At 73.1% G+C, this 22,298-nt stretch carries 24 protein-coding genes; 10 read left to right on the forward strand and 14 right to left on the reverse strand.

The features are described 5' to 3' along the window. Positions 1-116 precede the first annotated feature (116 nt). Together AC5L36_RS10115 and AC5L36_RS10120 are read right to left on the reverse strand one after the other, a co-directional pair. The gene (locus tag AC5L36_RS10115) at positions 117-590 is read right to left on the reverse strand and encodes a hypothetical protein (protein WP_441214690.1); all 474 of its coding nucleotides are present in this window, start codon (positions 588-590) and stop codon (positions 117-119) included. Positions 591-624: 34 nt separating this feature from the next. Beyond that, the gene (locus tag AC5L36_RS10120) at positions 625-1,617 is read right to left on the reverse strand and encodes a serine hydrolase (RefSeq protein WP_441214691.1); all 993 of its coding nucleotides are present in this window, start codon (positions 1,615-1,617) and stop codon (positions 625-627) included. Positions 1,618-1,768: 151 nt separating this feature from the next. Between AC5L36_RS10120 and AC5L36_RS10125 the strand changes: the two genes are divergently transcribed. From AC5L36_RS10125 to AC5L36_RS10135, 3 genes are read left to right on the forward strand one after another with little or no spacing between them, the layout of a single operon-like run. Beyond that, positions 1,769-2,545, forward strand: a complete 777-nt coding sequence (locus tag AC5L36_RS10125) for an SDR family oxidoreductase (RefSeq protein ID WP_441214692.1) — start codon at positions 1,769-1,771, stop codon at positions 2,543-2,545. After that, on the forward strand, positions 2,542-3,561 hold the full coding sequence (locus tag AC5L36_RS10130) for a phosphotransferase family protein (protein WP_441214693.1): 1,020 nt from the start codon (positions 2,542-2,544) through the stop codon (positions 3,559-3,561). The genes AC5L36_RS10125 and AC5L36_RS10130 overlap by 4 nt, the downstream gene beginning before the upstream one ends. Next, complete coding sequence (locus AC5L36_RS10135; RefSeq protein WP_441214694.1) at positions 3,562-4,764, forward strand: acyl-CoA dehydrogenase family protein; 1,203 nt, start codon at positions 3,562-3,564, stop codon at positions 4,762-4,764. Between the two features lie 839 nt (positions 4,765-5,603). Here AC5L36_RS10135 and AC5L36_RS10140 read toward each other — a convergent pair. The 9 genes from AC5L36_RS10140 to AC5L36_RS10180 all read right to left on the reverse strand — a co-directional run bounded on the left by AC5L36_RS10140 (position 5,604) and on the right by AC5L36_RS10180 (position 12,321). Next, positions 5,604-6,143, reverse strand: coding sequence for a hypothetical protein (locus AC5L36_RS10140; RefSeq protein WP_441214695.1), 540 nt, complete (start codon positions 6,141-6,143; stop codon positions 5,604-5,606). After that, complete coding sequence (locus AC5L36_RS10145) at positions 6,140-7,228, reverse strand: phage tail family protein (RefSeq protein WP_441214696.1); 1,089 nt, start codon at positions 7,226-7,228, stop codon at positions 6,140-6,142. Before AC5L36_RS10145 ends, AC5L36_RS10140 begins: the two co-directional genes overlap by 4 nt. After that, positions 7,228-8,214: a hypothetical protein gene (locus AC5L36_RS10150; protein WP_441214697.1), complete on the reverse strand. Its 987-nt coding sequence runs from the start codon at positions 8,212-8,214 to the stop codon at positions 7,228-7,230. The genes AC5L36_RS10145 and AC5L36_RS10150 overlap by 1 nt, the downstream gene beginning before the upstream one ends. Before the next feature lie 11 nt (positions 8,215-8,225). Then, complete coding sequence (locus tag AC5L36_RS10155) at positions 8,226-9,080, reverse strand: phage distal tail protein (RefSeq protein ID WP_441214698.1); 855 nt, start codon at positions 9,078-9,080, stop codon at positions 8,226-8,228. After that, positions 9,080-10,555, reverse strand: a complete 1,476-nt coding sequence (locus AC5L36_RS10160; RefSeq protein WP_441214699.1) for a phage tail protein — start codon at positions 10,553-10,555, stop codon at positions 9,080-9,082. The genes AC5L36_RS10155 and AC5L36_RS10160 overlap by 1 nt, the downstream gene beginning before the upstream one ends. Positions 10,556-10,558: 3 nt before the next feature. Continuing rightward, on the reverse strand, positions 10,559-10,840 hold the full coding sequence (locus AC5L36_RS10165) for a hypothetical protein (protein ID WP_441214700.1): 282 nt from the start codon (positions 10,838-10,840) through the stop codon (positions 10,559-10,561). A gap of 98 nt (positions 10,841-10,938) precedes the next feature. After that, on the reverse strand, positions 10,939-11,247 hold the full coding sequence (locus tag AC5L36_RS10170; protein ID WP_441214701.1) for a hypothetical protein: 309 nt from the start codon (positions 11,245-11,247) through the stop codon (positions 10,939-10,941). A gap of 5 nt (positions 11,248-11,252) precedes the next feature. Next, complete coding sequence (locus AC5L36_RS10175) at positions 11,253-11,870, reverse strand: phage tail tube protein (RefSeq protein ID WP_441214702.1); 618 nt, start codon at positions 11,868-11,870, stop codon at positions 11,253-11,255. A 16-nt stretch (positions 11,871-11,886) separates the two neighbouring features. After that, the gene (locus AC5L36_RS10180; protein WP_441214703.1) at positions 11,887-12,321 is read right to left on the reverse strand and encodes a phage tail termination protein; all 435 of its coding nucleotides are present in this window, start codon (positions 12,319-12,321) and stop codon (positions 11,887-11,889) included. Positions 12,322-12,501: 180 nt separating this feature from the next. On the opposite strand from AC5L36_RS10180, the gene AC5L36_RS10185 reads away from it, so the two are divergent. Next, the gene (locus tag AC5L36_RS10185; protein ID WP_441214704.1) at positions 12,502-13,239 is read left to right on the forward strand and encodes a TetR/AcrR family transcriptional regulator; all 738 of its coding nucleotides are present in this window, start codon (positions 12,502-12,504) and stop codon (positions 13,237-13,239) included. Between the two features lie 148 nt (positions 13,240-13,387). Here AC5L36_RS10185 and AC5L36_RS10190 read toward each other — a convergent pair whose 3' ends face one another. Together AC5L36_RS10190 and AC5L36_RS10195 are read right to left on the reverse strand one after the other, a co-directional pair. Continuing rightward, positions 13,388-14,062, reverse strand: a complete 675-nt coding sequence (locus tag AC5L36_RS10190; protein ID WP_441214705.1) for a hypothetical protein — start codon at positions 14,060-14,062, stop codon at positions 13,388-13,390. A 123-nt stretch (positions 14,063-14,185) separates the two neighbouring features. Further along, positions 14,186-14,803 (reverse strand): DUF6230 family protein, encoded by a 618-nt coding sequence (locus AC5L36_RS10195; protein ID WP_441214706.1) that lies wholly within the window; start codon positions 14,801-14,803, stop codon positions 14,186-14,188. Positions 14,804-15,032: 229 nt separating this feature from the next. On the opposite strand from AC5L36_RS10195, the gene AC5L36_RS10200 reads away from it, so the two are divergent. Together AC5L36_RS10200 and AC5L36_RS10205 are read left to right on the forward strand one after the other, a co-directional pair. Beyond that, positions 15,033-15,698, forward strand: a complete 666-nt coding sequence (locus tag AC5L36_RS10200; protein WP_441214707.1) for a sigma-70 family RNA polymerase sigma factor — start codon at positions 15,033-15,035, stop codon at positions 15,696-15,698. Continuing rightward, a complete protein-coding gene (locus AC5L36_RS10205; protein WP_441214708.1) occupies positions 15,691-16,782 on the forward strand; it encodes a hypothetical protein in 1,092 nt (363 codons plus the stop codon). The genes AC5L36_RS10200 and AC5L36_RS10205 overlap by 8 nt, the downstream gene beginning before the upstream one ends. On the opposite strand, the gene AC5L36_RS10210 is transcribed toward AC5L36_RS10205, so the two are convergent. Continuing rightward, positions 16,769-17,710 (reverse strand): LysR family transcriptional regulator, encoded by a 942-nt coding sequence (locus AC5L36_RS10210; RefSeq protein WP_441214709.1) that lies wholly within the window; start codon positions 17,708-17,710, stop codon positions 16,769-16,771. The genes AC5L36_RS10205 and AC5L36_RS10210 overlap by 14 nt on opposite strands. A gap of 69 nt (positions 17,711-17,779) precedes the next feature. Between AC5L36_RS10210 and AC5L36_RS10215 the strand changes: the two genes are divergently transcribed. Genes AC5L36_RS10215 through AC5L36_RS10230 form a run of 4 tightly spaced genes read left to right on the forward strand, consistent with a single transcriptional unit; the run spans position 17,780 to position 22,297 of the window. After that, entirely contained in the window at positions 17,780-18,652 is an 873-nt protein-coding gene (locus tag AC5L36_RS10215) for an FAD binding domain-containing protein (RefSeq protein ID WP_441214710.1), read from the forward strand. Continuing rightward, a complete protein-coding gene (locus AC5L36_RS10220) occupies positions 18,652-19,131 on the forward strand; it encodes a (2Fe-2S)-binding protein (protein WP_441214711.1) in 480 nt (159 codons plus the stop codon). The genes AC5L36_RS10215 and AC5L36_RS10220 overlap by 1 nt, the downstream gene beginning before the upstream one ends. After that, entirely contained in the window at positions 19,128-21,518 is a 2,391-nt protein-coding gene (locus tag AC5L36_RS10225) for an aerobic carbon-monoxide dehydrogenase large subunit (protein ID WP_441214712.1), read from the forward strand. Before AC5L36_RS10220 ends, AC5L36_RS10225 begins: the two co-directional genes overlap by 4 nt. Continuing rightward, positions 21,515-22,297: an XdhC family protein gene (locus AC5L36_RS10230; protein WP_441214713.1), complete on the forward strand. Its 783-nt coding sequence runs from the start codon at positions 21,515-21,517 to the stop codon at positions 22,295-22,297. Before AC5L36_RS10225 ends, AC5L36_RS10230 begins: the two co-directional genes overlap by 4 nt. Position 22,298 lies beyond the last annotated feature (1 nt).

Here is a 22,298-nt window from a genome sequence, read left to right on the forward strand (position 1 = left end):
CCGCACCGCGCGGCGTGGGCCGCGCATCCGCGGAGGCAACGGGGTGACCGCGACCAACAGCGGACGGGTGAGGCCGCGGGAGCAACGGTCCGGACCACGACGGGCGTCGCGGTAGCTCAAAATCTCGAACCCGGTCTTCTGGACGCGGGCCGGCACCAGTCGCTGATCTTGGGGCCGGCCAGGCCGAAGAGCAGGGCGCCGTAGACCGCGACCGACAGCCAGGCCTGGCCCGAGCCCACCCGGTCGGTCGCCGCGCCGACGACGACGAGCACGACGTTGGCGGCGCACACGAGCATCGCCAGCGTGCGCCCCCGTGCCCAGCCGACGAAGACGCCGACGCCGGCGACCACCTGCGCGCCCGCGAGCAGGATGGCGAAGATCGCCGCCGCGACGACCTCGTCCTCCTCGCCGTGGGAAACCGCGTCTTCCACCAGCAGGGCGGCGACCACCGCGCCCAGCGCCCCGAACAGCACGAGCAGGATCGAGACGATCCACACCGAGGCGGGCCGGCGGGCCGGCCGCTCCGGCTCGGGGCGCCGGTAGCGCGGGCGGAGCGGCGGCTCGCGCCCGGTGCCGTTGTCGTCAGGCATCGGGCGCATGCTATCCCGGCCGCTCTACTGTGGACTACCCCAGCGCCCGGTACGGCGTGAGCACCTGCTTGGCCTTCGCGGTGGGGTTGGTGGCGGCGGCGATGGAGTCGAACATGGCCCGGCCCAGCACCGCGTGCGCCTGCACGGCCGGGTGGGTGGCGCCGAAGTTCTCCGGCTCGGCCAGCTTCTCGGCGAAGAACGCGTACGTGAGCACCGGCGCGCCGTCCGTGCCGAACATGATGCCGACCTCGTGCCGCGACGCGCCCTGCGTGGGGTTCTCCGCACCGTACTTGGTGGCGACCCGGCTCCGCTCGTTCGACGACATGTTGCGCCGGACGCCGTCGTGGTAGCCGTTGACCCACCGGGTGACGCGGAGCAGGAAGTCGCACGACGCGGGCGAGAGCAGCGTCTTGTTGGCCAGCCGCCACAGCAGGTCGTGGGCCTCCCGGGGCGTGGTGACGCCGAGGAAGAACCGGTTGGGGTTGGCCACGGGCTCGACCCGCGTCTTCACGAAGCCCTTCGCCGCGAGGATGTCGTTGATCTCGAGCGCCGGCGCGACGCGGCCGCACATGCGCACCGCCGTGTTGTCCGAGACCAGCAGCATCGCGGTCAGGAAGTTGGCGATCGTGATGTCGTCGCCCCACACGCCGTGCAGGTGGTAGATGCCGCTGCCGCCGAGGATGATGTCGGCCGGCAGGTCGAGCTTCTGCCCAAGCGTGAGCTGCCCCCGGTCGACCTTGTCGAGCACCGCGGTCGCCACGAAGAGCTTCTGCACGCTGTAGCCGTTGAGCACGTAGTCGGCGTCGTCCTCGACGAGCGTGGTGAGCGCGCCCGCCGCGTCGACGGCCGCCACATGCGAGTGCCAGGTGCCGCCGGCCTTGACCTTCTGCCGCTCGTAGACGTTCGCGACGCGACGCGTGCCGCCGGCCTCCGCGGCCTGTGCCGGCCCGCCGGTCGCCCCGACCGCCGCCGCTCCCGCGGCCACGGTCGCCCCGAGCGCCGCCCGCCGGCTGATTCCCCCGCGCATCAGAAAACCTCCCCGATGATCGTCGATGAACCTGGGCGAGAGTACCGGACCCGCCCGGTTAACTGGGCAGTAACATACGGCGGAGGGCACGCGACGGCGGGGCCCCGCAGAAACGCGGAGCGGCGCGAAGCGCAGGGTAGCGTTTTCGTGGGTGCGAACGGGAGGCGACCGGGTGGATCGGCGGCTGGAAGGGAAGGTCGCGCTGGTCACCGGCGCGAGCCGGGGCATCGGGTACGCCGTGGCGGAGCGGCTCGTCGCGGAGGGCGCACGGGTCTGCCTGACCGCGCGCAAGGCCGAGCCGCTGCTCGAGGCGGCCACCGCGCTCGGCGGGCCCGACCGGGCGATCGCGGTCGCCGGCAAGGCGGACGACCCGGAACACCAGGCCGAGGCCGTGGTGCGGGCGGTCGAGTCCTTCGGCAGCCTCGACATCCTGGTCAACAACACCGGCATCAACCCGACGTTCGGGCCGCTGCTGGAGACCGACCCGGGCGCGGTACGCAAGGTCTTCGAGGTGAACGTCTTCTCGGCGGTCGCCTGGGTGCGGCACGCGTACGACGCGTGGCTGGGCAAGAACGGCGGCGCCGTCGTCAACATGTCGTCGATCGCGGGGCTGGGCGCGGCGCCCGGCCTCGGCGTGTACGCGGCCAGCAAGGCCACCCTCATGCAGGTCACCGCACAGCTCGCGGTCGAGCTCGCGCCGGCCGTGCGGGTCAACGCGGTCGCGCCGGCCATCGTGAAGACGCAGTTCGCGACCGCGCTCTACGCCGGCCGGGAGGAGGAGGTGTCGGCCGGCTACCCGCTGGGGCGGCTGGGCCAGCCCGGCGACGTGGCGGGAGCGGTGGCGTTCCTGGCCTCGGCGGACGCCGCGTGGATCACCGGGCAGACGCTCGTGATCGACGGCGGCCGGACGCTGGTGACGGGCCTGTGACGCCGGGCCTCGACATCGCGCGCCTGCGGGCCTACCTCGACACCGAGCACGCCGGCCTGCGCGACGGCGAGCTGCGCGCCGACCTCATCCCCGGCGGCAAGTCCAACCTCACCTACACGCTGCGGGACGACTCGCACACCTGGGTGCTGCGCCGCCCGCCGCTCGGCCACGTACTGCGGACGGCGCACGACATGGCCCGCGAATACCGCGTGATCAGCGCCCTCGCCCCGACCGCGGTGCCGGTCCCCCGCACGCTCCTGCTCTGCCCGGACGCGGAGGTGATCGGCGCGCCCTTCTACGTGATGGAGTTCGTCGACGGCACCGTCTACCGCACCGCCGAGCAGACCGCGGCGCTGGGCGCGGAGCGGGCGGGCACGCTCGCGTTCACCCTGGTGGACGTCCTCGCCGACCTGCACGAGGTCGACGCGGAGGCCGTGGGGCTCGGCGACTTCGGGCATCCGGCCGGCTACCTGGAGCGGCAGGTGCGCCGGTGGAAGGGCCAGCTCGACGCCTCCCGCAGCCGCGACCTGCCCGGCGTCGACGAGCTGCACACCCGCCTCGCGGAGAGCGTGCCGGCGGAGAGCGGCGCGAGCGTGGTGCACGGCGACTACCGCCTCGACAACGTCGTGGTCGACGCGGACGGGCGGGTCGCCGCCGTGCTCGACTGGGAGATGGCCACGCTCGGCGATCCGCTCGCCGACCTCGGGCTGCTCCTCGTCTACTGGGACGGGCTGGCCCGCATCGGCGGCAACGCGGTCGCCACCGCGGTCAACCCGGCCGCCGGCTTCCCGCCGGGGGCCGCGCTCGCCGCCCGCTACGCCGAGCGGCGCGGTGCCGACCTCACGCGCCTGCCGTGGTACACCGCGTTCGGGTTCTTCAAGCTCGCGGTCATCGCCGAGGGCATCCACTACCGCTTCACGCGGGGCAAGACCGTCGGCGCCGGCTTCGAGCAGATCGGCCAGATCGTCCCACCGCTGGTCGCGTACGGGCACGCCACGCTGTCGGAGGAGGCCTAGATGGACTTCGGGTACGACGACAAGACCGAGGAGATGCGCGCGCGGCTGCTGTCCTTCATGGACGAGTTCGTGTACCCGGCCGAGCCGCTCCTCGACGAGCAGGAGGCGGCCGGTCCACAGTGGACGACACCGCCGATCGTGGAGGAGCTGAAGGAGCGGGCCCGCGAGCGCGGCCTGTGGAACCTGTTCCTCCCGTCGATCGGGCTCACCAACCTCCAGTACGCCCCGCTCGCCGAGATCACCGGCCACAGCCCGATGCTCGCCCCCGAGGCGCTCAACTGCGCCGCGCCGGACACCGGCAACATGGAGCTGCTCGCCGAGTTCGGCAGCCTGGCGCAGCGCGAGCGGTGGCTGGAGCCGCTGCTTTCGGGGCGCATCCGCTCCGCCTTCTGCATGACCGAGCCGGACGTGGCCTCCTCCGACGCCACCAACATCGCCACGAGCATCACCCGCGACGGCGGCGACTACGTGGTCAACGGCCGCAAGTGGTGGTCGACCGGCGCGATGAACCCCCGCTGCGAGATCTTCGTGGTCATGGGCCGCACCGACCCTTCCGCGCCGCGTCACCGCCAGCAGAGCATGATCCTGGTACCGCGGAACACGCCCGGCGTCACGGTGCGGCGCGCTATGAAGGTCTTCGGGTACGACGACGGCGCCCACGGCGGTCACGCGGAGATCTCCTTCGAGGACGTGCGGGTCCCCGCGGAAAACCTGATCGCCGGCGAGGGCGAGGGCTTCGCGATCGCACAGGCCCGGCTCGGTCCCGGCCGCATCCACCACTGCATGCGCCTGATCGGCATGGCCGAGCGGGCCCTCGCGCTGATGTGCGAGCGGGCGAGCCAGCGGGTGGCGTTCGGCCGCCCGATCGCGGAGCACGGCGTGGTCGCCGACTGGATCGCGGAGTCGCGGGTACGCATCGAGCAGGCCCGCCTGCTGGTGCTGAAGACCGCGTGGCTGATGGACACGGCGGGCAACAAGGCCGCCCACGCCGAGATCCAGGCCATCAAAATCGTCACGCCGGCGATGGCCGAATGGGTGCTGGACAAGGCCATCCAGGCCCACGGCGGCGGCGGCGTGAGCCAGGACTTCCCGCTCGCCCGCCTGTGGACCGCCGCCCGCACCCTCCGCCTGGCCGACGGCCCCGACGAGGTACACCGCGCCGCCCTGACCCGCCGCGAACTGCGCCACCACACCCGGACGTAGCTGCCGCGGGCACCGCGCGGGCCGCTGTCACCCGCGCGCTCCGTTGGTCTGCGCGACGAGCTCCGCCCGCTTGGGTCGGCGGCTTGCCAGGGCTCGCCGAAACCCCGACCCGCGCTGCCATTCCGCGCGACAAGGCCACAAAGGAGCCAGGTTTCTGCTGACTCACGGTCCGGGCTGGCCGCGACGGGGTGTGCACTTGATCGACGTGAGCGGAATGCGGTGACTTCTCATGCGATCCATTCATACAAAGATCCCCACATGATCGATCACGGCTCGGGACAGAAATTTGGCGGCGACTGCGGGACAATTTGGTGAATGCGGCAGCTGCAATTGTTTACCTCGGCCGCGCTCGCCAAAATGCGTGACCGGACCTTGCCGCGCCGCGACCGCGGGTTCGCCCCAGGGTGCGGCGTCAGTTCCATGGCGAGGTCCGCCGCTGCTTTCCCATCGGTGCTGATTCAGGGTGGCCACGCGCCGCGCCGCCAAGCCGCCGACCGGCGACCGGCGGGTGAGACCGCCCGGGTAGCTGGGTGGGCGGAGGAGCTGCCCGATGCGTCCCGACCTGGGCCGGCGAGGGCGGGCTCCGGGTCGACCGGATCGCGGCGACGGGCACACTGAGCGCGTTGGCGCGTCCAGCTCGGCAGCCTCGCGCACGCCGCTCGCGGTCTCATCCGCCGACCCGGCTCCTCGGGGTCGCAGAGCACCAGCCGGGTGGGCTTGCGGCGCGGAGGTGGCAGGGGAGGTCGGGGATCTCGGCGAGCCCTGGCGAGCCGCCGACCTCCGCGGTCTCCGGCGGGAGCGACGGTCCGCCGCTGACGCGGGTCCGGGAAAGGAAGGCTCTAGGACGGCTGGAGCGCGGCGGCGACGCGCACGAGGCCGGGGCCGGACGTGCGCCGCGCCTCGACGGCCACCTCGACCTCGCCGCCGGCCGGCGGCGGGATGTCCACAGTGGATCGGGCCGGGTCGGGTGACACGGGCGCCACCTCGCCGACCGGCTCGCCGTCGACGAGCACGCGCGCCTCGCCTGCCGTGTCCGGGTCGGCGGCCGTGCGCACGACAAGCCGGCCGCCGCGGGTGGTCCAGGTGACGGCCAGCCGCTCCCATGAGGACCGCGACGTGCCCGGCCAGTCGGACGGCCGCGCCGGCATGAGCGGCACACCGGCCGCACGGCCCTCGGTGGACTCGGCGCCAGCGGCGGCTGGAGCGGCGGACTCAGCGCCAGCGGAAGCGGCCGGAGCGGCGGACTCGGCGCCGGCGGCGGCCAGGGCGGCGGCCGCGGCCGGGGTGGCGCGCATCCGGGCGGCCTCCAGCAGCCTGAGGCGGCGCTTGAGGTCGCGTAGCTCGGTGAGCAGGGTGTCGGGCCGGTTGATCCTCGTCATGGCACCTCCGCCGTGGGCGTGACCGTGAGCGTCACCCGCTCCTCGCCCGCGTCGTCGCCGGGGGTGACCGTGTAGCCGAGCAGGCGCACCGTCACGTCGACGTGGTCGCCGGCGAAGAACGGGTCGTCGACCACCAGCCGGACGTCGTCGCCGACCGTGTAGGTGCCGACGACCGGGTCGAGGTCGGCGCGCACGGTCAGCTCGGGCAGCACGACCGGGCGGCGCCGGGCGGCCAGCTCACCCCTCGCCTGGGCCAGCACCAGCGCGGCGTCGGCGGTGTCGAGCTGGGAGGCGGCCTCCTCCAGCAGCGGCCAGCCGCCGGCGTAGGCGCCGGTGTCTTCGGCGAACCGCAGCAGCGTGCCGCCCTGCGCGAAGACGCGGGTCGCCATGCTCGCGGCGTCGACCGGCCAGACGATGTCGACGAGGTTGGCGCCGTACTCCCACACGTGCGCGGCGCCGGGCTGGCCGAGCCGCGGGTAGCCCAGGCGCAGGTAGCGGACCGGTTGGCCGCCCGACCCGTACTCCACGTCGACCGTGAAGTCGAAGCCGCCGTCGGCGTTGGCCAGGTCGCGCAGCGCGTCGGCGACCGGCTTGAGCTCGCCGGCGGTCCAGCTGACCGTGCGGCGCACTCCCGAGCTGGTCGCGCCGCGCACCTCCACCCCCAGGTCGCCGCCCGGGTGCGACTGGGCCAGCTCGACCAGGCCGGCGGCGATCTCCAGCTGGTCCACATTGGAGTACGGGACCACGCCGGTCTCGGTCACCGGGTGGGCGAGGACCCGCCGGTGCTCGAAGTACGACAGGAAGTCGGCCGCCCCGATCTCCAGCGTGGCCGACGACGCGATGTACCGGCTGGTCCACACGATCCCGCCCCAGAGCAGGTCGCCGTCCCGGTCGACGTACACGGCGGCCCGGCCGGGCTGGGTGAGCAGCCGCGGCTCCCGCCCCCGGATCTCGGGGTCGTCGACCCGCAGCTGGCCGCGAAGCGTGCCGGTGTCGTTGAGGCGCTTTTCGAACGTCACCCCGGTGAGCGGCAGCTCGTCCAGGATCGTGCCGGCGCGCAGGTCCGCGACGAGGTACGTGTACATCAGGTGGTGTAGGTGGCGAGCGCGGCGTAGGCGACCCCCTCGAGGGAGAGCCAGTCGTCGGCCTGGAGCGCCGGGCCGAGCAGGACCTGCCCGGCGCTGTTGACGTCGAGCCGGATCGGTCCGTTGGAGCTCATCGCCGTGAAGATGTGCTTGTGGCGGGGCTGGTAGGGGCTCGGCAGCGTGTAGATGACGGCGCCCGCGGCCCGCGCGGCGGAGGTCTTGACCAGCCCGCGCAGCCGCACCCAGCCGTCTTCCGTGATCGTGTACGCGCCGGGGGCGTACGGCGAGCCGTAGTTGCTCCAGCCGGACGCGGACAGCGCGTGCCAGGTGTCGACGCTGCCGCGCGGCGGCCGGTAGGTGACCCAGTTGTTGCCGCTGCGGACCTGGAGCTCGCGGGTGTCGAGCCGGTAGATGAACTGGCTCTGCGGTCCGGTCGCCGCCGACGGCAGGTCGGTGTTGCCGCGCACCGGCAGGATCCCGCCGAGGGCCGCGGTGAACTGGCGCGTGTCCGTGTACGTCGGTGTGGCCCCGCCGGACGGCACGAAGATCTGCCCGAGCCGCAGGTGCAGCGGGTTGGTCACGGTGGGCGGCTGCGGGGTGGTGTTGCTGGTGCGCTCCCCCTCCACGACCCGCACGAGGAAGCCGGGCGCGTCGGTCACGATCTCGGCGATCACCAGGTCGGTGCGGTTGAGCGACGGGTCGGACGCGGTGAGCGGCAGCTCCTTCGGCGCGTCGAGGGTCACCACGTAGGCGCCGAGGGCCGGGCGCGCGGGATCCTGGATCACCGCCTGGAACGGGAGGACCGTGACCCGGTTGGTGGCGAGGGTGAGCCGGCCCGGGGTGCTCGGCGAGTCGCGCAGCCCGGACCGCACCCGCAGCGGGTCGAGCTGGTCGGTGAACTGGTGTGTGGTGACCAGCGCGCCGGTCGCCAGCCGGGCCTCGAAGTCGTTGATCCCGGTGACCCACCCGGGATGGCTCTCGGGCATCTCGCTCCCTCTCAGATCCAGGCGTCCCGCCACGCCACCGACAGCACGGCGGGGGCGTCGGTGCGCAGGGCGTCGAACTCGATGCCGGTGGTGCCCGCCGGCAGGCCGAACCAGGTCGAGCCGGGCAGCAGCGCGGCCCGGCGGGACGCGCCGTTGAGCCGCACGGTGCGCGCGGCGACGTCGACCACGAGCACGTCGCCGCCGGTCATCGCCAGCCGGAAGCCGAGCGTCTGGCCGCTGGCGGCGTCGCGGATCACCGGCTGCACGCACTCGCCGCTGATCGTCCACACCGGCCACGTGGTCACGGTGCCGGCGTTGGCGAGGGCCATCGACCCGCCGGCCGGCTCGCCGAAGTCGAGCGGCCAGCTTGTGATCGGGAAGGCCACGCCGGTGCCGGGCAGCGGCAGGCCACAGAGGGCGGTGTGCTGCTCGGTGCCGTAGCGCACCGGGTCGGGGGCGGTCATCTGGAGCGACCAGGTGAACGAGTACGGGGTCTGGTCGGCGACCTTCGTCTCGGCGGACAGCCGCACCATGGCCTGGCGGGTGGTCAGCAGCTCGCGCACGGCGAGCGGCCGCAGCGCCGACCCGTCGGCGAGCACGGCCGCGATCCGGTCCTTGGCCCGCTCCTTGGCCTCCCGGTCGGGCGCGACCGCGGTGCCCTCGAGCGTGATCACGCGGGCGCCGCGGAACGAAGGGGCGTCGAACGCGCCGTCGCGCTGCGGCCGGTTGGCCAGCTCCAGCCGCACGGGCGGGCCGCCGGACCAACCACTCTCCCCGGTCACCCACCACTCCACGCCGTCCGCGTCGACCGCGTTGCCGGTCCAGCCGTCCACTGTGTACTCGGGGAGGAGGAGCGTGTCGGCCATCAGTGCTTCGCCGCCCAGGCCAGCTCGCGGGCGGCGACCTGGCCGATCTCGTACTCGGACTGGCCGGCCCGCGGGTAGACATTGACGGTGACCGGCGCGGCCTCGGCGGTGCCCGCACGGGCCGTCACCGGGCCCGCGCCGGGTGCGGCACGCGCTACGGTCGCCTGCGCGAGGCCGGCGAGCGCGGGCCGGATCGTGGCGGCCCGCGGCGTCGGCACCAGGTTGGTCATCGCCTCCGCCACCATGTCGCGACTGTCGTCGATGCCCACGACGAGCCCCTCGCCGACGTTGCGGCCGATCTCGGCCATCAGCCGGGACGGCGAGCCGATGCCGAGGAAGCCCTTGATCGGCCCGGGGATGCGGTCGAGGATCGAGTCGCGGATCGCCGACACGACCCGCCCGGCCATGTCGCGCAGCCCGTTGATGAAGCCCTGCACGAGGTCGCGACCGCTCTGGTACAGGGTGCGGCCGATGTTGCCGAGCGCGCTCACGATCCGGCCGGGCAGCCCGCGCACGAAGCTCACCACGCCGCCGATCGCGTCGCCGGCCGCGGAACGGGCCCGGTTGAACGCGTCGCGCACGACCGTGTACACCTGCTGGACCCGCCGCACCGTGCTCACGACGGTGTTGACGGCGCCGGTGACGACCGCGCGCACGGCACCCCACACCGCGGTGGCGATCGCCCGCACCGCGTTGAAGACGGTGGTGACCACGGTGCGGACCACGGTGAAGTAGGTGGTCACGTACATGCGGATGACCGTGACCGCGATCTGGATGACCCGCGAGACGAACGGCCACACCGCCGCGACCGCGTTGCGGATCGCGTTGAAGACCGAGATCGCCACGTTGCGCACCGCGGAGAAGGCCGCGTTGACGATATTTCGGAACGTGGTACTTCGCTGGTACGCGAGCACGAGCCCGCCGATCAGCAGCATGATCGCGGTGACCACGAGCCCGATCGGGTTGAGCCGCATCACGAGGTTGAGCGCGCGCATGGCGACGGTGACGACCTTGGTGATCGCGTTCCACACCGCCTTGGCGGCCGCGACGACACGGGTGGTGACGGCGTCCCGCACCTTGATCGCGGTGCCCCGCACGGTCTCCATGTTGAGGTTTTTCACCGCGTCGGTGACCTGCATGAAGCGCAGCCGCAGCCCGTCGAGCGCGGGGATCCCGTCGAGCACCTTGGTGATCTCCTGGCGCATCTCCCGGGTGTTGCGGATCATGTCACGCACGCTGCCGCTCGCGCCGGCCACCGAGCCGGCCGACATCGTGACCGCGCCGGACCAGCCGACCACGGCGTCGGTGACCGCGGTGACCGCGGGGTTGGCCTCGCGGAACGACGTGGTGATCCCCTCGACCTGCTTCGCCAGGCTCTCGGCCACCTTCGTGGAGAACGCGGTGGCCGCCTCCTGCAACGGCGCGGTCAGCTGCTGGATGAGCTGCTGACCGATCGACGACGCGGGCTGGGTCACCGCTCACCTCCCTCCGAAGAACGTGGCGATCTGCTCCGGCGTCGCCGCCGTCGTGGCGGCGACCCCCGCCGGCTCCGCCTCGTCGAGGCCCGGCCGGGGTATCGGCTCGGGCCGCGCCGGCGGGTCGGCGTGCTCGTCCGTGTGGGTCGACGCGTACATCCAGTTGCCCGCGGCGAGCTGGTCGACGGCGGCGGCCAGCAGGTGCTCGCCCAACCCCCACTCGGCCTCCTCGCCGCGCAGCGCCCGCACCAGCGCCGCGTCGCGGGGCAGGTGTTGCACCAGCACGCGCAGCCGCCGCGCCGACAGGGTGCCGCGGTGGTAGTCGAGGACGTCGACGCCGTAGTGGCGCAGCAGGTCGGCTTCGACGGCCTCGGCGTGCTCGGTCAGGAGCGCGTCGAGGCCGAGGATTCCCCCAGGGACATGCCGGTGTCGCGGCCGTAGGCCTCCAGCAGCGCCTGGATGTCCTGCACGCTCGTGGCGTGCTCGGCGAACCGCTTGAACTGCTCCTCGCCCAGCAGCAGCCCGAGCAGCCCGTCGAGGTCGGACGGGTCGAGCCCGGCGAGCGCCCGCACCGCGTCGCGGGGCAGCTCGGTGGGGAGGCCGAAGACGTCGCCGTCGAGCTCGAACTCCCACCGCTCGCCCAGCGCCTCGAGCCGCTGCGCGCGCACCGCGTTGACGTTGTACCGCCCCACGGCCGCTACCTCCCGTCCTCAGCCGGCGCGCCCTCGGACGCGGCGGCCACCGTGGCGGTGGCGGCGCCCGGCGCGGCCGCGTTCATCGTCCAGACCGCGAGCTGGTCGGGCCGGGTGATCGGGGTGAGCGCGGAGAACGTCACGCCAAGCTTTACCGCCGACGTGCGGGTGAACGACGTCTCGTCGGTCTCGGTCACCACCCCGCGCGGCACCACGAAGCGGTGGGTAATGCTCGGCCCGTCGCGAAACTCGATGCCCAGCGCCCGCTCGTCGACCCGCGGCGCGGCGGCGATCTCGTAGCTCAGCCCGGCCGCGCCCGACGTGACCGACCCGCCGCCGAAGAAGAACGGCAGCGTGTCCGCGTTGACCTGGAGGAGCGCGAACTTCACGGACAGGTCGCGGTCGCTGTAGACGTAGCGGATCGCGGCCACCGTCTGCCACGTGTCGATCGGGTCGAGCTTGTCCTTCTTCGTGAACTTGACCCCGTCGGCCGACGTGTAGCCCAGGTCGACCCACGGCGCGGCCCAGTCGGTGGTGAAGTTGGCCGGCGGCGCGGTGTGCGCCGGGGCGACGAGCACGCGGCCGGTGCCGGCTACGCGTATCTCGCTGGCGTTGAGGGGCATCTGCGGCTCACTTCCGTCAGGCCGGGCCGCTCGGGACCCGGATCAGCAGCAGGTATCGAGTGGTGTAGCGGTTGGCGGTGGGAAAGGCGGGGTCGCGCAGCCAGCTCGGCCCGCGGTCTTCGGCGACGTCGCTGACCACGGCGCCGCCGGCGTGCGTCGCGTCGGGCGCCAGCCACACCAGGCCGCGGACGGTGCCGGCCAGGTCGAGGGCGGCGGTCTTGTCGGGCCCGTAGGTGTCGAGGCGCACCACGGCCCGGTCGACGCGGTCGTCGGCGGAGAACTCACCACCCACCCGCGTCACGATCGCGGCCCGGGCCAACCCGTCGTAGTCGTCGGGCAGCCGGACGGCCACCCGCACGCCGGCCATCTCGGGCCGCGCGGCGAGGAAGGAGACGACCAGCCGCTCCACATTGGAGAATGCCAGCGGTCGCGCGACAACCGGTGCGCCCACACCGCTCACCCCCGTAGCGATTGCCGCCACCCAGCGTGCCGACGCCACCCAGAGGTGTCAAGGCATCACCATATGTGGATCTCCATCCCCGGTGTGTCGGATTCCGGCGCGCCGGGGTGCACACCGCGGTCGGACCGGACGGAGGGCGAGGGGGCTGCGGCGATGCGGCACTATGAGGGAATGTCGAGCGCAGCAGCACCGAGCGGCGGGGTGTCGGAGTGGACCGTCGCGCTCGGCACCGGCATCCCCGGCTCCCGTTCGGCCAACTCGCCCGACCGCCGCCTGCCGAGGGGCCGCCACGACCTCCCGCGCGAGTTCGTCGCCCGCACCCAGCGCGACCGCCTGATCGACGCCATGGCCCGCACCGTCGCGGAGAAGGGCTACGTGGGCGCCTCGCTGGGCGACGTGTGCGCGGCCGCCGGCGTGTCGACCCGGGCCTACTACCAGCACTTCCCGGACAAGGAGACGTGCTTCCTGGCCGCGTTCGAGCTGGGCGTCGAGCTGCTGCAAAAGAGCGTCGCGGTCGCCTACGGCCAGCCCGGCCGCTGGCCCGAGCGGATGCGCCGCGGCCTCGGCACCCTGCTGCACATCCTCGCCGCCGAGCCGGCCTTCGCGTCGCTGGCCGTGGTCGAGGTCCTGGCCGCCGGCCCCAAGGCCCTCGCCTGCCGCCGCCAGCTGCTCGCCAGCTACCTGGACTTCTTCGCCGCCGCCCCGCGCCGCGCCGGCCAGCCCGAGGTGCCACGGGTGGCGGTCGAGGCGATCATCGCCGGCATCTACGGCGTGATCTTCGACCACGTCTCCACCGGCCGCGCCGCCGAGCTGCCCGGCCACCTGCCCGAGCTGACCTACGTGGTGCTGGCCCCCTTCATCGGCCCCAAAGCCGCCGCCGCCGCGGCCGGCCTCCCCGTCACCGCCTAGCCGCGCCCGGTTTGCTCCGGTCCGCGCCGGTCGCGGGCCGTATGCTCCCGCCGGGCACCGCTCCGGCCGGCGGCGCGCGGAGCGGGCAACCAGCAGCGAAGCGGGTCCCGCCCGCGAAGCGAACGGGACCCGCGAACCGCGAACCGCGCTAGGCCGTAAGGGTAAGGAGCTGCGCCGGATCGGTCGTGTCGGCGATCTGGTACGTGGCGCGGAAGACCGCGCTCGTCGCCGCCGTCGGGCAGCCGAAGCCGCCCGTCACGCGGATGGGCACGTCGATGCCGGCCGAGAAGTCCAGCGTCGGCAGGGTGGTGGCGGTGCCGTCGACCAGCGGGCCGGTCACCGTCGCGGGTGCGTCGGGCGCGACGAGCACCGTGCAGGTGGCGAGCCCGGAGATCTCGGTCGTCACACCGCCGGCCGGGATGGTGAGGGTGCCGCTGGAGCCGGCCGGGTCGAACTGGAGGCCGATCGTCCATTCGCCGGTGGTCGTGGTCGTGGCCGTGGTGAGGAAGATGCCGGTCGGGCAGGCGCCGCCGTCGTTGTTGAACACCGGCGCGGTCACCCCGACCGTGACCGGGCCGTCCGGGCTGTGGTTGTCGGGCTCGGCCGGGACCGCGCCGTCGGTCGAGGACGTGTTGCAGGTGACCGTCACCGAGCCGACCTGGAAGTCGGCCGTGGTACCCGGCGCCAGCGCGGCGGTGAAGCCGTGGCCGGCCGGCGTGACGGTGGTCGAGGACGCGGCGAGAGCGGGCGCCGCGGGCACCGCGAGGACGGCGACCGCGCCGAGGAACGCGGCCGCGAGGAGGGAGGGGGATCGGTTGCCCATCTCGATCTCCTTAGAGAGATGGCGGGGACTCCGTCGTCCAGAAAAGGGAGCGTTTCTGGATTGAAGCGACGGTATTCCCCGCCATCTATCCGCGTCAAGCCGGTCGCCGCAACACGCCAGCGGCTAGAAGCACTCGTCCTTGCCACTCGAGATCTTCATGCGCAGCCCGGTGAGCTTGAACGAGCCGGCGTTGGTGGACCAGGCCACCTGCCGCAGGTTGTCGATGTGCACCGTGTCGGCCTGCTGGCTGAACAGGCCCTGTAGCCCCTTCGCCCCGGGCGGCCCCTTGTCCAGCGTGGACGCGTCCCGGCCGATCTGGATGTTGGTGAACGTGGCGTTGCCGTCGAGCTGCGCCATGTCGACGAACATGTTCTCCGCCACCACCGGCGAGTCCTTCCCCGCCGTCAGCTTGAGGCTGATGTCGCCCACGATCGGGAGCGTGGTGAGCACCGACTGACAGAGGTTGCGCAGCTCGGCGCGGCGCATCGCGGAGACCGCCACCGGCTGCGGCGAGCCGTCGGCGTGCTGGTCGATCCAGCCGTAGTTGACGAAGCCGGTGGCGTCGAGCGTGTCCGCCGAGACCTTGAACTGCTGCCCCGACACCATGAAGCTGGCCGCCATCACACCCTGCGACAGCATCACCAGGATGCCCCCGGACAGGACCGTCATCAGTCCGGCGGCCACCGCGAACCGGCGCCAGCTGGTCCGCCCGCGCGCCCGGACGCGGGACGTATCGCTCATACCCGCCTCCTCCCCTCTCTCGAAACCGTGAAGATCCAGAAAAGCCGATGCTTCTGGGTCAACGCACCGTATCCCCGGCGCCACGAAGGGGTCAAGAAACGGTGAGGTTCATCGATCTGCCTTAAGAGATCCTTAATTCCTGCGGGACGTCGATCCAAGTGGCAGATCACTCCCGTACCCGGGTGCGACAACGATCACGACGGTTGGGGGACCACGTGGAGAAGTACTCATGCCCGCGCCGCGCCACCTAGAGGCGCGGCCGGTCGCGGGCCGTGGACGGCACGCCCGCATGGTGCCCGGGCCGGCCGGCCGCCCGGTTCACCGCACCGGCATCCACCGGGCCGAGGGTGGGTTGCTGCGCAGCCTGTACGACCAGCACGCCGAGCCGCTGCTCATGATCGCGCTGAGCATGACCGACGGCGACCGGCGGCTGGCCGAAGACGTGGTGCGCGAGACGCTGCTCACCGCCTGGCGCGACGTGGACCAGATCGACGTGGCGGCGTCGTCCCTGCGTCCGTGGCTGATCGGCATCGCCCGCCGGATCGTCGACGACCTGCGCGGCGAGCAGTACGAGCGGGACCAGCGCTACGAGCCGGACCAGCGCTACGAGCGCGACCAACGCCACGAGCCGGACAAGCACTACGACGACGAGCCACCCGACGTCTACGCGGCCGGCGTCGCACCGGCCCTCCAGCGGATGATGGTGCTCGACGGGCTCCGCTCGCTCCCCCAGCCGGATCGGGAGATCCTCGTCGAGGCCTACTTCCAGGGCCGCGGCGTGCGCGACGTCGCCGACGAGCTCGGGCTGCCGCCGGAGACGGTGAAGTGGCGGCTCTTCTTCGCGCTCCGGGCACTCCAGAAGGTACTGATGGGGAGCGGAAACCACGATGCCTGACCGGCCAGGCCCCTGCGTCCACCCGGACGTGGGCGCGTACGCGCTGGGGCTGCTCGAGGCGGACGAACGCACCGCCTACGAACGGCACCTCATCACGTGCGCCCACTGCCTGCGGACGCTGGAGGGCCTGGCGCCCATGATCGAGCTGCTCGGCCAGGTCGACGCGGCGACACTGCTCGCCGACACCGAACTCGGGCGGGTGCGCCGGACCCCGGCGCACCCGCCCGGCGCCGTCGTGGCCCTCTTTCCGCGGCAGCGGGAGCCGACGCACGACCGGATCCGCCGCCCGCACCTGCGCGCCTGGGACGAGCTCGACGACCGCTTCCGCGCGCCGGACCGGCTGGATGCCTCCTTTAGGGAAGCAGAGCAAAAGGCCGCGCACACACCACCCGAGCCGGCCACCCGCCGGGCCCGCGGCGGCAAGGGCAAGAGCAAGGACAAGACCAACGGCGATCTGGTACGCCGCCTGGTGCTCGTCGCCGCCGTCCTGACCGTCGTGACGATGGTCAGCCTCGTGACGATCGCGGCCCGGTCGAGCGTGACCGACCCGTCCACCGTGGCCGAGCGCCCGCCGGAGGCGGCACCGCGGGCCACGGCCACCACCGCCGCTCCTCCCCCGCCACGCACCGTCGCGCCGCCGGCGACCGCGCCGAAGCCGCCCGCGCGGGAGCCCACTCGTCCGCCGACCACTCCGCCCGCCGCGGGTACCAAGGAAGAGACGAAGGTCGCGCCCGACGCGACGAGGCCGGACGCGATCAAGGCCGGCCCCGGAGATGGCGCGGAGGGTGAGCGCCTCACGGGCCGCGACCCCGCGACCGGCGCCGCGGCCGAGGTGCGGCTCAGCGCCACCGCGGCGGGCCTGGACGTGTCGCTCACCGTAGCCAAGCTCGACGGGCCGTGCGAGTGCGCGCTCCACGTGGTCACCACGGACGGCGCGACGCACACCGCGCTGCGCTGGCGGACGGCGGAGGGGCAGGACGACTTCACGGGGCTGGGCAGCACCACCGTGGACCGGGCGGCGATCGACCGCTTCGAGATCGTCGACGACACCGGCGCCGTACGGGTGACGATCAGCTCCAGATAGTTACGTAGACCGGCGGGCGAAACCGGGACGGCGGCACGCCCGCGCCCGGGGCGCACATCAGCTGCATCGCGTCCGGGGTGCCGAGGAAGTTGCGCAGGCGGCGGGCCGCGTCCGGCCGCCGGTCGGGGGCGAGCGTCGTCACGTGCCAGCTCGCCTGCACCGGCGTGCGGTCGGTCTCCACAATGGACAGCTCACCCCGCCGCAGCTCGCGGCTGACCAATGTGGACACGGCCGGTGCCACCCCCGCCCCGTCGGCCGCCGCCGACCACGCCGCGGTCTGGTTGGGAAAGACCCGGATCCGGTCCTCGGGCACCCGGAACGCGCGCAGCAGCCGCCCGGTGTCGCTGTCGGGGTCGGTGCCGGACGGGTCGACGAGCCACGGCCAGCGGCCCGGCGGCCCGGTCGGCCGGTGGCGCGGCGGGCCGACCACGACGAGGCGGTAGCGCAGCACCGGCTCCGAGGACAGCGACGGGTCGCCGCTCAGGTCGGGTCCGATCGCCACGTCGGCGAGGCGGTTGGGCAGCAGCACCCGCATCTCGGCGGCGCTCGCCACCCCGGAGGAGGTCTCGATCTGGCCGCTCCACCGCTTGCCGAACGCCTCCACCAGCGGCGTCGCGATGAACTCCGCGATCGTGCTCGTGACCAGCAGCCGCAGCTGGGCCGCCGCGCCCTGCGCCGCGCGCACCGCCGCCTCGGCCTCCGCGCCGAGCGCGACCATCTGCGAGGCGATGCCGAACAGGCGGCTGCCGCCCTCGGTCAGCGTCATCTCGTTGCCCTCGCGGACGACGAGCTGGTCGCCGAGGTGCACGCGGAGCGCGGCGAGCGAGCGGGACACCGCCGGCTCGCTGACGCCGAGCACGTCGGCCGCCGCCCGCACCGAACGCAGCCGCGCGACGAGCACGAAGACGCCCAGCTGCGTGAGTGTCACAGGCCACCCCTTAACCATTTGGTTATCGCGGCATTGTCAGCCTCTCACACGGGTCACGAGGATGGGCCGATGCAGGTGCCGGCGCATTTCGAGTACGAGCGCGCGACCAGTGTGGACCATGCCCTCGCGCTGCTGGCCAAGTGGGGCAGCGAGGCGCGCGTGGTGGCCGGCGGGCACAGCCTCATCCCGATGATGAAGCTGCGGCTCGCCCGGCCCGAGGCGCTCGTCGACATCAACGACCTGGGGGAGCTGGCCTACGTCCGGCTCGACGGCGACGTGCTGGCCATCGGCGCGATGACCCGCCACGCGGACCTGCTCGCCTCGCCGCTGGTGGGCGAGCACTACCCGATATTCCACGACGCGGAGAAGGTGATCGCCGACCCGGTCGTGCGCAACCGCGGCACGGTCGGCGGCTCGCTCTGCCAGGCCGACCCGTCGGAGGACCTGTCGGCCGCGTTCGCCGCGGTCGACGCGGTGGCGGTGATCCGCACGCCGGCCGGCACGCGCCGGGTGCCGGTGCGCGAGTTCCACACCGGGCCGTACGAGACGGTGGTCGCGCCGGGCGAGCTGCTCACCGAGATCGCGGTACCGATCCGACCAGGTGGCGGATCGGCCTACGAGAAGGTGGAGCGGCGGGTCGGCGACTGGGCGGTGGCCGCCGCCGGCGCTGCCGTGTGGCTCGACGGCGACACGATCACCGACGCCGGCATCGGCCTGACCGCGGTGGGCGCGGCCCACTTCCACGCGCCCGAGGCCGAGGAGTACCTGCGCGGCTCACCGGCGACCGACACGAGCCTGGTCGAGGCCGGCCGGATCGCCGCCGAGCACTGCGAGCCGGTCGTCGACCAGCGCGGCCCGGCCGACTACAAGCGACACCTGGCCGGCGAGCTGACCGTCCGCGCGCTGCGCCGGGCCGTGGCTCGGGCTTCGGGGAGGGCCTGATGCAGATCACCGTCAACGTCAACGGCGACGAGCACACCGCGGACGTCGAGCCGCGGCTGCTGCTCGTGCACTTCCTACGCGACACGCTCGGCCTCACCGGCACCCACTGGGGCTGCGACACCTCCAACTGCGGCGTCTGCGTGGTCTGGCTCGACGGCACGCCGGTCAAGTCGTGCACCGTGCTCGCCGTGATGGCCGACGGCCGCACGGTCCGCACCGTCGAAGGGCTGGCCGCCGGCGCGGCGCTCGACCCGGTGCAGGAGGGCTTCGTGCGTTGCCACGGCCTCCAGTGCGGCTTCTGCACGCCGGGCATGATGATGACCGCCCGCTGGCTGCTCGACCGCAACCCCGACCCGTCGGAAGACGAGATCCGCGAGGCGATCTCCGGCCAGTCGTGCCGCTGCACCGGCTACGAAAACATCGTCCGCGCGGTCCGCTGGGCCGCCGAGCACCCCGCCGGGGAGGTGGCCACTCCATGACCACTGTGGACAAGCCGATCGGCTTCGGCCGGATGCACCGCAAGGAGGACGCGCGGTTCGTGCGCGGGCGGGGCACGTACGTCGACGACGTCAACCTGCCCGGCATGCTGTACGGCGCGGTGCTGCGCAGCCCGTTCGCGCACGCGCGGATCGTGTCGATCGACACCGCCGCCGCGCAGGCCCACCCGAAGGTCAAGGCCGTCATCACCGGCCAGACGCTGGAAGGGCTCAAGCTCGCCTGGATGCCCACGCTGTCGTACGACACCCAGGCGGTGCTCGCCACCGACAAGGTCCGCTTCCAGGGGCAGGAGGTGGCGTTCGTCGTGGCGGAGGACAAGTACTCCGCGCGCGACGCGCTGGAGCTCATCGACGTGGAGTACGAGCCGCTGCCCGCCGTGGTGGACGCCCGCCGCGCGCTCGACCCGGACGCCCCCGTGATCCGGGACGACAAAGAGGGCCAGACGAACAACCACATCTTCGACTGGGGCGCGGGCGACGAGGCGGCCACCGACGCGGTGTTCGCGTCGGCGGAGGTGGTGGTCGCTCAGGACGTGCTCTACCCGCGCGTCCACCCCGCCCCGCTGGAGACGTGCGGCGCGGTCGCCGACTTCGACGCGGTCACCGGCAAGCTCACCATGTGGTGCAACACCCAGGCACCGCACGCCCACCGCACCGTGTACGCGCTGGTCGCCGGCCTGCCCGAGCACAAGATCCGGGTCATCTCGCCGGACGTCGGCGGCGGCTTCGGCAACAAGGTGCCCATCTACCCCGGGTACGTATGCGCGATCGTCGGCTCGATCGTCACCGGCAAGCCGGTCAAGTGGATGGAAGACCGCTCGGAAAACCTGATGAGCACCGGCTTCGCCCGCGACTACCACATGCGCGGCGAGGTGGCCGCCACCCGCGACGGCGACATCCGCGCGCTGCGGGTGAAGGTGATCGCGGACCACGGCGCCTTCAACGGCACCGCCCAGCCGACCAAGTACCCGGCCGGCTTCTTCCACGTCTTCACCGGCTCGTACGACGTGGAGGCCGCCCACTGCGCGGTCACCGGCGTGTACACCAACAAGGCGCCGGGCGGCGTGGCGTACGCCTGCTCGTTCCGGATCACCGAGGCCGCGTACCTGATCGAGCGCATGATCGACGTGCTCGCGCTGGAGCTCGACATGGATCCGGCCGAGCTGCGGATGAAGAACCTGATCAAGCCCGAGCAGTTCCCGTACTCCAGCCCGACGGGTTGGGAGTACGACTCCGGCGACTACCCGCGAGCCCTGTCGCTCGCCCTGGACATGGCCGGCTACTCCGAGCTCCGTGCCCAGCAGGCCCTTCAGCGCTCACGCTGGGCCGACGGCGACCGGAGCGGGCCGCTGATGGGCATCGGCCTCAGCTTCTTCACCGAGGCGGTCGGCGCGGGCCCGCGCAAGCACATGGACATCCTCGGGCTCGGCATGGCCGACGGCGCCGAGCTTCGCGTCCACCCCACCGGCAAGGCGGTGCTGCGCATCTCGGTGCAGTCGCAGGGGCAGGGGCACGAGACCACGTACGCGCAGATCGTCGCCGAGGAGCTGGGCATCCCGCCGGACGACATCGAGGTGGTGCACGGCGACACCGACCAGACCCCGTTCGGCCTCGGCACGTACGGCTCCCGCTCCACCCCGGTCTCCGGCGCGGCCACCGCCGTCGTCGCCCGCAAGGTGCGCGAGCGGGCCAAACAGGTCGCCTCCGCGATGCTCGAGGTCGACCCCGGCGACCTGGAGTGGGAGAAGGGCCGCTGGTACGTGCGCGGCGACGCCTCGCAGGGGCGCACGATCCAGGAGATCGCGCTCGCCGCGCACTCCAGCCTCGAACTGCCCGAGGGCGTCGAGGGCCACCTGGACGCGACGACCGTGTACAACCCGCCCAACCTCACATTCCCCTTCGGCGCGTACATCTGCGTGGTGGACGTCGACCCGGGCACCGGGCAGGTCAAGGTGCGCCGGTTCGTGGCGGTCGACGACTGCGGCGTGCGGATCAACCCGATGATCGTCGAGGGCCAGGTGCACGGCGGCCTGGCGGACGGCATCGGGATGGCGCTGATGGAGCTGATCGCGTTCGACGAGGACGGCAACTGCCTGGGCGCGTCCTTCATGGACTACCTGCTGCCCACCGCGGTCGAATGTCCCTCGTGGGAGCTCGGCGAGACGGTCACCCCGTCGCCACATCACCCCATCGGTGCCAAGGGAGTCGGCGAGTCGGCCACCGTCGGCAGCCCGGCCGCCGTCGTCAACGCGGTCCTCGACGCCCTCAGGCCCTATGGGGTACGGCACGCCGACATGCCGCTCACGCCCGCGCACGTGTGGCGGGCGATCCAGGGGCGGCCGCTCCGCACCGACCTGGCCATCACATGAGACCCGACCTGCTGTCCCGCGCCTCGGTGCTGCGCGCGGAGCGGAAGCCGTTCGTGGTGGCGACGGTGGTCCGCGCGCAGCGCCCGACCAGCGCGAAGGCGGGCGACGCGGCGCTGGTGCTGGCGGACGGGACGCTCGACGGCTTCGTGGGCGGCACGTGCGCCGAGTCGACGGTGCTCTCGTTCGGCCTCCGCTCGCTGGCCTCGGGCGAGTCGACGCTGCTACGCATCACGCCTTCGGTCGGTGACGTGCCCGCTTCGGTCGGTGACGTGCCCGTCGAGGAAGGCGCGGTCACCGTGGCCAACCCGTGCCACTCCGGCGGCGCGCTGGACATCTTCCTGGAGCCGATGCTCCCGCCGCCGCTGGTGCACGTGCTCGGCGACGCCCCGGTGGCCCGCGCGCTGGTGGCGCTCGGCGGCGCGCTGGGCTACGAGGTGGCCACCACTGTGGACCCGGCGCTGGCGATCCCGGCGGACGCGGTCGCGGTGGTCGTCGCCTCGCACGGCCACGACGAGGAGCCGGTGCTCACCGCCGCCCTCCGGGCCGGTGTGCCGTACGTCGCCCTTGTCGCCAGCCGCCGCCGCGGCGCCGCGGTGCTGTCCTCTTTGGACGTCGACACCTCCGCGGTGCACTCCCCGGCGGGCCTGGACATCGGCGCCCGCACCGCCCCCGAGGTGGCCCTGTCCATCCTCGCCGAGATCGTCGCCAGCCGCCCTCGCGCCGCTCCCCCGCCGCCGGTCGTGCCACCGTCCGCTTCCCTGCTGCCCGTTCTGGAGTAGT

This window comes from Phytohabitans sp. LZ39 (assembly GCF_059359075.1).

Coding starts and splice junctions, on each gene's coding strand:
- AC5L36_RS10150 (WP_441214697.1), bottom strand. CDS start 8,214: ATGCCCGAGAGCCATCCCGGGTGGGTCACCGGGATCAACGACTTCGAG.
- AC5L36_RS10215 (WP_441214710.1), top strand. CDS start 17,780: ATGCAGGTGCCGGCGCATTTCGAGTACGAGCGCGCGACCAGTGTGGAC.
- AC5L36_RS10145 (WP_441214696.1), bottom strand. CDS start 7,228: ATGTACACGTACCTCGTCGCGGACCTGCGCGCCGGCACGATCCTGGAC.
- AC5L36_RS10230 (WP_441214713.1), top strand. CDS start 21,515: ATGAGACCCGACCTGCTGTCCCGCGCCTCGGTGCTGCGCGCGGAGCGG.
- AC5L36_RS10225 (WP_441214712.1), top strand. CDS start 19,128: ATGACCACTGTGGACAAGCCGATCGGCTTCGGCCGGATGCACCGCAAG.
- AC5L36_RS10135 (WP_441214694.1), top strand. CDS start 3,562: ATGGACTTCGGGTACGACGACAAGACCGAGGAGATGCGCGCGCGGCTG.
- AC5L36_RS10175 (WP_441214702.1), bottom strand. CDS start 11,870: ATGCCCCTCAACGCCAGCGAGATACGCGTAGCCGGCACCGGCCGCGTG.
- AC5L36_RS10190 (WP_441214705.1), bottom strand. CDS start 14,062: ATGGGCAACCGATCCCCCTCCCTCCTCGCGGCCGCGTTCCTCGGCGCG.
- AC5L36_RS10220 (WP_441214711.1), top strand. CDS start 18,652: ATGCAGATCACCGTCAACGTCAACGGCGACGAGCACACCGCGGACGTC.
- AC5L36_RS10195 (WP_441214706.1), bottom strand. CDS start 14,803: ATGAGCGATACGTCCCGCGTCCGGGCGCGCGGGCGGACCAGCTGGCGC.
- AC5L36_RS10140 (WP_441214695.1), bottom strand. CDS start 6,143: ATGACGAGGATCAACCGGCCCGACACCCTGCTCACCGAGCTACGCGAC.
- AC5L36_RS10120 (WP_441214691.1), bottom strand. CDS start 1,617: ATGCGCGGGGGAATCAGCCGGCGGGCGGCGCTCGGGGCGACCGTGGCC.
- AC5L36_RS10115 (WP_441214690.1), bottom strand. CDS start 590: ATGCCTGACGACAACGGCACCGGGCGCGAGCCGCCGCTCCGCCCGCGC.
- AC5L36_RS10185 (WP_441214704.1), top strand. CDS start 12,502: ATGTCGAGCGCAGCAGCACCGAGCGGCGGGGTGTCGGAGTGGACCGTC.
- AC5L36_RS10155 (WP_441214698.1), bottom strand. CDS start 9,080: ATGGCCGACACGCTCCTCCTCCCCGAGTACACAGTGGACGGCTGGACC.
- AC5L36_RS10200 (WP_441214707.1), top strand. CDS start 15,033: ATGCCCGCGCCGCGCCACCTAGAGGCGCGGCCGGTCGCGGGCCGTGGA.
- AC5L36_RS10205 (WP_441214708.1), top strand. CDS start 15,691: ATGCCTGACCGGCCAGGCCCCTGCGTCCACCCGGACGTGGGCGCGTAC.